Origin of the sequence: Pseudonocardia terrae, from assembly GCF_021343995.1 — a bacterium.
Taxonomy (GTDB): domain Bacteria; phylum Actinomycetota; class Actinomycetes; order Mycobacteriales; family Pseudonocardiaceae; genus Pseudonocardia; species Pseudonocardia terrae.
In genome coordinates this window covers 24,895-32,373 of record NZ_JAJTTE010000069.1, presented here as the reverse complement: position 1 = coordinate 32,373, position 7,479 = coordinate 24,895, and the positions used below count along the sequence as shown (strand labels likewise).

The window sequence follows — 7,479 nt, the reverse complement described above, 5'->3', positions numbered from 1 at the left end:
GCCACGACCTCCGCACCCTGCTCGACCGGGTCGACCCGCCCGGAGCACGCCACACACTCACTCCCGCGGCGTGACCCCCGACGAACGACCTCAACCACTAGTGGCGCGCGCACGACCCGTGGCGGCGAGACGGTAGGTTGATCGCCGTGCAGGTCGTCGCCACGCTGAGCCTGAAGGGCGGGGTCGGCAAGACCACCGTCGCCCTCGGTCTCGCCGGCGCCGCGCTGCACCACGGCATCCCCACCCTCCTCGTGGACCTGGATCCCCAGGCCAACGCCACCATCGCCCTCGACGTCGAGCCCACCACGGGCACGGTCGCCGATGTGCTGGACGAGCCGAGCCGCTCCGTGCTCCGCCGCTCCATCGCGACGAGCGCCTGGGGCGAGGGACTCGACGTGCTGGTGGGGTCGGAGCAGAACGAGCGGCACAACCACCCGGACCCGAGCACCAAGCAGCTCGAGCGGCTGGCCCGTGCGCTCTCCCGGCTCGACGACCCCGACCTGGGTTCGAGCCTCGGCCGCACGGACGAGAAGCCGGGCGAGCCCTACCAGCTGGTGATCATCGACTGCCCGCCCTCGCTGGGGCAGCTCACCCGCAGCGCCCTCGCGGCCTCGGACCGGGCCATCCTGGTGACGGACCCGACGATGTTCGCGGTGTCCGGCGTGCAGCGGGCCTTCGACGCCGTGCAGGCCGAGCGCGAACGCGGCAACCCGGACCTGCAACCGCTGGGTGTGCTGGTCAACCGGGTGCGCCCGCGCAACGCCGAGCACGACTACCGCATCGCGGAGCTGCGGGAGCTGTTCGGGCCGCTGGTGTTCGGCAGCGTGCTGCCGGACCGCTCCGCGGTGCAGCAGGCGCAGGGCGCCTGCCTGCCCATCCAGTCCTGGGACACGCCCGGCGCCCGCGAGGTGGCCGCGGTGTTCACCGCCCTCCTCGGCCGGCTGCTGCGCTCCCGCTCCCGGACCTGACGCCGGCCCCGACGGACCGGGCCAACCCGACGGACCGGGCCGACCTGCGGCCGGCTCACCGGTCGACGAGCAGCTCCCGCACGATCCCCACGAACTGCTCGGCCTGCCGCAGCAGGTCGTCCGCCTCGCGGCGCCCGACCAGCCGGGAGATGCCCGCCTCGGCGGCCGCCCGGGTGTCCGAGCAGGACGCGAAGAAGGCGGCCCACTCCCCCAGCTCCGGCGCGATGTCGCCGAGCAACTGCCAGACGCTGCGCGGCCGCCCGCGCCGCTGCTCCGGTACCGCCCGCGCCGCCAGGACCGCGGCGCCCGCCCGCAGCGCGGCGAGGTACGCCGCCGGGTAGCGCACCAGCGGCTCCGGGGCGCGGTAGCCGTCCGCCACGCACTCCGCGGCCTGCCGCAGCAGGCCCAGTGCCGCCTTCGACACGGGCGCGGCCGGCGCCCGCTCGCTCGTCGTGATCGTCATGTCCGCTCCTCCGGTCCTCACGCTCGCCCTGCACGCCCGCACCGCCGCGGGTCCCCGTGCCGTCCCCCGTGCCCTGCTCCCCGCCCTGCGCCGCCCCGTCGCCGGCCGGCACCCCCGGGCGCCATCCCGGCCCTCGCTCATCCCGCGTCCGGCACGCGCACGAGGTCCCAGACCCCCGGGCCCGCGCGCATCCGCAGCACGAACTCCCGGGCCGGTTCCTGCGGCGACTCCGCGGACCGGGCCTCCACCCGCCAGCACCGCAGCTGGTCGCCGCCGATCGGCATCGGCGACGGGAACGGCCACGGCGACTCCTCGATCCACCGCTCGTGGACGTCCGTGACCAGGTAACGGGACCCGCGCCGGGCGGGCCTGCGTTCGAACTCCACCGGCTCGCCCCCGAGCCAGCGGACCTGGACCGGTGCGGGCTCGCGGGGCCCGAACACCCGGGAGAAGGTGCTCACGGAGATCACTCCCCTTCCGGCCGGCTGGGATCCGGCTGGACACGAGCACCGGCCCACGCCGGTGCGGGCCGGCGGGGTCGGTACGGACAGCGCAGACCGACCCGGGGAAGGGGTGCTTCCCCCACCCCGTCCCCGGGACCGACCTGGATCGAACATGCGTTCGACTCGTCCAGTGAAGCGTGTCCGCCCCGGGCCGTCAAGTCGGGCCCGCTCCACCGTGGAGGGCTCTCCACCCCGCGTGCGCATGCCCTTCTCCTACCGGGCACCACCGACGAAACCGGGCCGTCGGGCCGGGACCGGCCGTCGGCACCTGCCCCCGGTTGCGTTCCGTGGTGAGATGGCGGCATGAGCCGCCTGCGCCCCACCCGTCGCGCGACCGCCCGCGTCCGCGAGACCCCCGGGGCCGCAGTGGCGGCAGTGGCCACAGTGGGCGCAGTGGGCGCGGTGGGCGCAGTGACCGCAATGACGTCGGCAGCGGAGCGTCCTGGCCCGCGCCGGCAGCCGCGGCGATGACCGCCGCGCCCGCCCGGCCGCGCCTGGTCGCCCTGTCGTCGGTCGAGCTGGCCGACCATCTCGGCGAGGCCCTCGACGTCTACGTCGCCGCCATGGGCTACCCGCCCGGCACCGCCCGCCAGCGCCGCAACCTCTGGCTCGAGCACACCCGGCGCGCCGGGTGGCGCTGCGTCGGTTGGATGGACCCGGGCGGCCACCTGATCGGGATCGCCTACGGCTATTCGGGCGGCCCGGGGCAGTGGTGGTTCGAGGAGGTCCGGCGCGGGCTGGCCGCGCGGGGCGCCGCGCGCGACCCCGCCCAGCCGGACTGGCTGCACGACTACTTCGAACTGACCGAGCTGCACGTCCGGCCCGACGCGCAGGGCGCCCGGCTCGGCGAGGGCATGCTGCGCGGGCTGCTCGACGGCGTCCGGCACCGGATGGTCCTGCTGTCCACACCCGAGTACGCGCCGCGCGCACCCGGCCGGGCGTGGCGGCTCTACCGCAGGCTCGGTTTCGACGACGTGCTGCGCGACCACCGTTTCACCGGCGACAGCAGGCCCTTCGCCGTGCTCGGCCGGACCCTGCCGCTGCCGCCGCCGCCCGAGCGCGGGTGAGCCCGGCCCGTCGCTGCGCCCTCCCGGGACCGGGCGATGGCACGATGACCGCCGTGCAGCCGCCGCCCGCTCCCCTCCATGATCGACCCCGTGATCGACCCCGTGACCGGTCCTGTGATCGCCCCGGCGATCGCCCCGCCGATCGCCCCCGTGGCCGTCGGCGCCCCGTCCGCACCTCCCGGTTCCGCCGGGTCGTGTCGGTGCTCCTGCTCGTGGCGACCGCGGTCGCGCTGCTCGGGGGCTGCGCCCGCGTCCGGGCGGCCCTCGCCGTGCAGCCGGACGACACCGTGACCGGCGAGATCGTGGTCGCCACCCCGGAGAAGGGCCCGGACGACAAGGGCCCCGCGATCTCGGTGCCGCCCGCACTGGCGTCCGACGTGGACGTGTCGGAGTACCGGCAGGACGGCTACACCGGGTCGGTGCTGCGCTTCTCCGGGCTGTCGTTCGACCAGGTCGGACAGCTCTCCGCCGCCGGCGGCCAGGCCGGCGAGCGCGCGCACCTCACGCTGCGCCGGGCCGGCAACCGGATCGTGCTGGAGGGCGCGGCCGACCTCACCACCGTCCCGGTGGACCGCGCGGACTTCCAGCTCAAGGTCAGCTTCCCGGGCGAGGTCCTCGACACCAACGGCGACTCCGAGGCCGGCACGGTGAGCTGGACCTTCACCCCTGGCGAGGTGGGCGACGTCAACGCCGTCGTGGCCTACGACGACCCGCAGGCCCCGTCGACCACGGCCTGGACGCTCGGGCTCGCGGTGTTCGTGATCGGCGCCGTGGCGGCCGTGGTGGTGATGGCGCGGCGCACCCGCAACCCGCCGGTGCGCCGCTGACCCCCCCGGCTCAGGGCAGGGCGGGCCGGCGGGCCAGGCCCAGCCGCTCGACCAGTTCGGCCGTGGCCAGGGACCGGTTCAGCGTGTAGAAGTGCAGCCCCCGCACGCCCTCACCCAACAGCTTCCGGCAGAGCTCCTCGGTGAGGTCGAGCCCGGCGGCGCGGAACGAGGCCGGGTCGTCCGCGTACGGCTCGAGCCGCTCGGCCAGGCCCGGCGGCAGCGGGGCGCCGGAGAGCTCCGGCCCGCGGCGCAGCGTCTTGACGCTGAGCAGGGGCATGATCCCCGGCAGCAGCGGCACCTCGCAGCCCGACGCGGCCAGCCGGTCCCGCAGCCGCAGGAACCCGTCGGGTTCCCAGAACAGCTGCGTGATCGCGAAGTCCGCGCCCGCCCGGATCTTCGCCAGCAGCCGCTGCAGGTCGGCGTCGAGGTCGGCCGAGCGCGGGTGGCCGTACGGGAACGCGGCGACCCCGACGCAGAACGAGCCGGAGCGCTTGACGAGCCGGACCAGCTCGTCGGCGTAGGTGAGGCCCTCGGGGTGGGCCGTCCACTCGCCCAGCGGGTCCCCGGGCGGGTCGCCCCGGACCGCGAGCACGTTGCGGATGCCGGCGGCCGCGTAGGAGCCGACGACGTGCCGCAGCTCCGAAACCGAGTGCGAGACGGCGGTGAGGTGCGCCATCGCGACCAGCGTGGTGTCCGTGGCGATGCGGGCCGTGGTCCGGATGGTCCGGTCCCGGCTGGAACCCCCGGCGCCGTAGGTGACCGACACGAACGCGGGGTCGAGGGGCTCGAGGCGGCGGATCGCCTTCCAGAGCTCCGCCTCCCCCTGCGCGTCCTTGGGCGGGAAGAACTCGACCGAGAAGACGGGGCCTTCCGCCCCGATCCGGTCGATCACCGAGGTGCGCGGCTGCGCGGTTCGCGTGGTCACCTGTTCAGCCTACGGTCGTGCGTCGGCGCGCCCAAGGTGCGTCCCGCCGATACGCTCGCCGGGTGGTTCATCCCTCCCCGCCCACGAACGTCCTGCCGGGCCCGGCGGCCGAGCCCGCGGGGGCCGCCGCGCTCCCCGCGCAGGTGGAGCAGGCCCTGGAGGACTACCTCCTGCGCCGGCGCGAGGACGCCTCGGCGATCGGCCCGGTGTTCGCCGACGCCGTCGACTCGCTCGTCCGGTTCGTCCTGAGCGGGGGCAAGCGGATCCGTCCGACCTTCGCCTGGTGGGGCTGGCGCGGCGCGGGCGGCGACCCGGCCGGCCCGCAGGCCCCCGCCGTACTGCGGGCGATCAGCGCCCTGGAGCTCATCCAGGCCTCGGCGCTGGTGCACGACGACCTGATGGACGCCTCGGCCACCCGTCGCGGCCGGCCCACGGTGCACGTCGAGTTCGCCGCACGGCACGCCGACGCCGGCTGGTCCGGCCCGCCGGCCCGGTTCGGCGCCGCGGCGGCGATCCTGCTCGGCGACCTGGCCCTGACCTGGGCGGACGACATGTACCACGAGTCCGGCCTCGACGCGGAGACGCTGCTGCGGTGCCGGGACCCGTGGCGCGGCATGCGCACCGAGGTCCTCGGCGGGCAGTACCTCGACGTCCTCACCCAGGCGACCGGCGACGACTCCCCCGGCGCCGCGCTGCGCATCGACCGCTTCAAGACGGCGGCCTACACGGTGGAGCGCCCGCTGCACCTGGGCGCGACCCTGGCCGGAGCGCCGGAGCCGCTCGTCGCCGCGTACCGGCGGTTCGGCGCGGACATCGGCGTGGCCTTCCAGCTGCGCGACGACCTCCTGGGTGTCTACGGCGACCCCGAGGTCACCGGCAAGCCCGCCGGGGACGACCTCCGTGAGGGCAAGCGCACCCTCCTGGTGGCGCTCGCCCTGGAGCGGGCCGGCGACGGCCCGGCCCGTGCCCTGATCACCGATGCGCTCGGCGACCCCGACCTCGACGCCGCCACGGTCGAGCGACTGCGCGAGGTGTTCACCGAGCTGGGCGCGGTGCAGGCCGTCGAGCAGCGGATCGCCGCGCTGACGGGGGCCGCGCTCGACGCGCTCACGGCCGCCGACATCGCCGAGCCCGCCGCGACGGAGCTGCAGGACCTGGCGGTACGGGCGACCCGCCGGCACCGGTGACCCGACGGTGAGACGTCTGGAGGGCCCGACCGACCATGTCGTGGTGGTCGGGGCCGGGCTCGCGGGCCTCTGCGCGGCGCTGCACCTGCTCGGCGCGGGCCGCCGGGTGACGATCGTCGAGCGCGACGACCACCCGGGCGGCCGCGCGGGCCGGTTGGACCTCGCGGGCCCGTCGGGCACCTACCGGGTCGACACCGGACCCACCGTGCTGACCATGCCGGAGCTGCTCGACGAGGCCCTGGCCGCGGTCGGCGACTCCCTGGCGGCCCGGCTGGACCTGGTCCGGCTCGACCCGGCCTACCGCACCACCTTCGCCGACGGCACCACCATCGACGTCCACACGGACGCCGAGGCGATGGAGGCCGAGGTCCGCGCCACCTGCGGGCCGGCGTCGGCCGAGGGGTACCGGCGGCTTCGCGCCTGGCTCACCGACCTCTACCGCACCGAGATCGACTCGTTCATCGGCGCGAACTTCGACTCGCCGTTCTCGCTGCTCGGGCCCGACCTGGTCCGGCTGGCCGCGCTCGGCGGGTTCGGCCGGCTCGGGCCGCGGATCGCCCGGTTCCTGCCCGACGAGCGACTGCGCCGGATCTTCTCCTTCCAGGCCCTCTATGCCGGGGTCGCGCCGGACCGCGCGCTCGGCGCCTACGGCGTGATCGCCTACATGGACACCATCGCCGGCGTGTACTTCCCGCGCGGCGGGATGCGGCAGGTCGGGGCCGGCCTGGCGGCCGCCGCCGTCGACGCCGGGGCCACGCTGCTGACCGGCCGCGAGGTCACCGGGCTGGAACGCCGGGACGGGCGCGTCAGCGCCGTCCGGCACACCGCGGCCGACCGGGGCGACGGGGCCGCGCCGGAACGCCTGGCCTGCGACGCCGTGGTCCTCACGCCCGACCTGCCCGTCGCCCACCGGCTGCTCGGCGGGGCCCCGCGGCGACCGGTGCCGGTGCGGTGGGCACCGAGCGCGATCGTCGCCCACCTCGGGGTGACCACCCCGCGCCATGAGCTCGCGCACCACACCATCTCCTTCGGCGCGGAGTGGGAGCGGACCTTCGCGGAGATCATCGACGAGGGCCGGCTGATGAGCGACCCGTCGCTGCTGGTCACCCGGCCGACCGCGACCGACCCCACGCTCGCGCCGGCCGGCCGGGACCTGCTGTTCGTCCTGGCGCCCTGCCCGAACCTGCAGCGCGCCGGCCTCGACTGGGACCGGGTCGGCCCGGCGTACCGGGACGAGCTGCTCGGCGTGCTGGAGAAGCGCGGGATCACCGGGCTGACCGGCGACGTCGAGGTCTCGGCCCTGGTCACCCCGGCGGACTGGGCGCGGCAGGGGCTCGCCGCGGGCACCCCGTTCTCCGCCGCGCACACCTTCGCCCAGACCGGCCCCTTCCGGTCCCGGAACCTGCCCCGGCGGTTCGGCAACGTCGTCCTCGCGGGCTGCGGGACGACGCCCGGCGTCGGCATCCCGCCCGTGGTCCTGTCCGGACGGCTGGCCGCCGCCCGCGTGACCGGCTCGTGACCGGGCCGTGATCAGGCGGG

Annotated in this window: 8 protein-coding genes; 5 read left to right on the top strand and 3 right to left on the bottom strand. The window is 76.2% G+C overall.

Annotated features, from left to right (window positions below; genetic code table 11):
• Window positions 1–146: 146 nt before the first annotated feature.
• On the top strand, window positions 147–968 hold the full coding sequence (locus LWC33_RS30660) for a ParA family protein (protein ID WP_233308190.1): 822 nt from the start codon (window positions 147–149) through the stop codon (window positions 966–968).
• Between the two features lie 55 nt (window positions 969–1,023).
• On the opposite strand, the gene LWC33_RS30655 is transcribed toward LWC33_RS30660, so the two are convergent.
• Complete coding sequence (locus tag LWC33_RS30655) at window positions 1,024–1,431, bottom strand: SAV_6107 family HEPN domain-containing protein (protein WP_233308189.1); 408 nt, start codon at window positions 1,429–1,431, stop codon at window positions 1,024–1,026.
• 137 nt (window positions 1,432–1,568) lie between these two features.
• The gene (locus tag LWC33_RS30650; RefSeq protein WP_233308188.1) at window positions 1,569–1,892 is read right to left on the bottom strand and encodes a hypothetical protein; all 324 of its coding nucleotides are present in this window, start codon (window positions 1,890–1,892) and stop codon (window positions 1,569–1,571) included.
• A gap of 509 nt (window positions 1,893–2,401) precedes the next feature.
• Here LWC33_RS30650 and LWC33_RS30645 point away from each other — a divergent pair.
• Together LWC33_RS30645 and LWC33_RS30640 are read left to right on the top strand one after the other, a co-directional pair.
• Window positions 2,402–3,001, top strand: a complete 600-nt coding sequence (locus LWC33_RS30645) for an N-acetyltransferase (protein WP_233308187.1) — start codon at window positions 2,402–2,404, stop codon at window positions 2,999–3,001.
• Window positions 3,002–3,195: 194 nt separating this feature from the next.
• Window positions 3,196–3,828, top strand: a complete 633-nt coding sequence (locus tag LWC33_RS30640) for an LppM family (lipo)protein (protein ID WP_233308186.1) — start codon at window positions 3,196–3,198, stop codon at window positions 3,826–3,828.
• A gap of 10 nt (window positions 3,829–3,838) precedes the next feature.
• Here the strand turns inward: LWC33_RS30640 and metF are convergent, their stop codons facing one another.
• Window positions 3,839–4,753, bottom strand: coding sequence for a methylenetetrahydrofolate reductase [NAD(P)H] (metF, locus tag LWC33_RS30635; protein ID WP_233308185.1), 915 nt, complete (start codon window positions 4,751–4,753; stop codon window positions 3,839–3,841).
• A gap of 62 nt (window positions 4,754–4,815) precedes the next feature.
• On the opposite strand from metF, the gene LWC33_RS30630 reads away from it, so the two are divergent.
• The gene (locus LWC33_RS30630) at window positions 4,816–5,940 is read left to right on the top strand and encodes a polyprenyl synthetase family protein (RefSeq protein WP_372476723.1); all 1,125 of its coding nucleotides are present in this window, start codon (window positions 4,816–4,818) and stop codon (window positions 5,938–5,940) included.
• A 7-nt stretch (window positions 5,941–5,947) separates the two neighbouring features.
• Window positions 5,948–7,459 carry a phytoene desaturase family protein gene (gene crtI, locus LWC33_RS30625; protein WP_233308184.1) on the top strand — a complete coding sequence of 504 codons (1,512 nt, stop codon included), beginning with the start codon at window positions 5,948–5,950 and terminating at the stop codon, window positions 7,457–7,459.
• Window positions 7,460–7,479 lie beyond the last annotated feature (20 nt).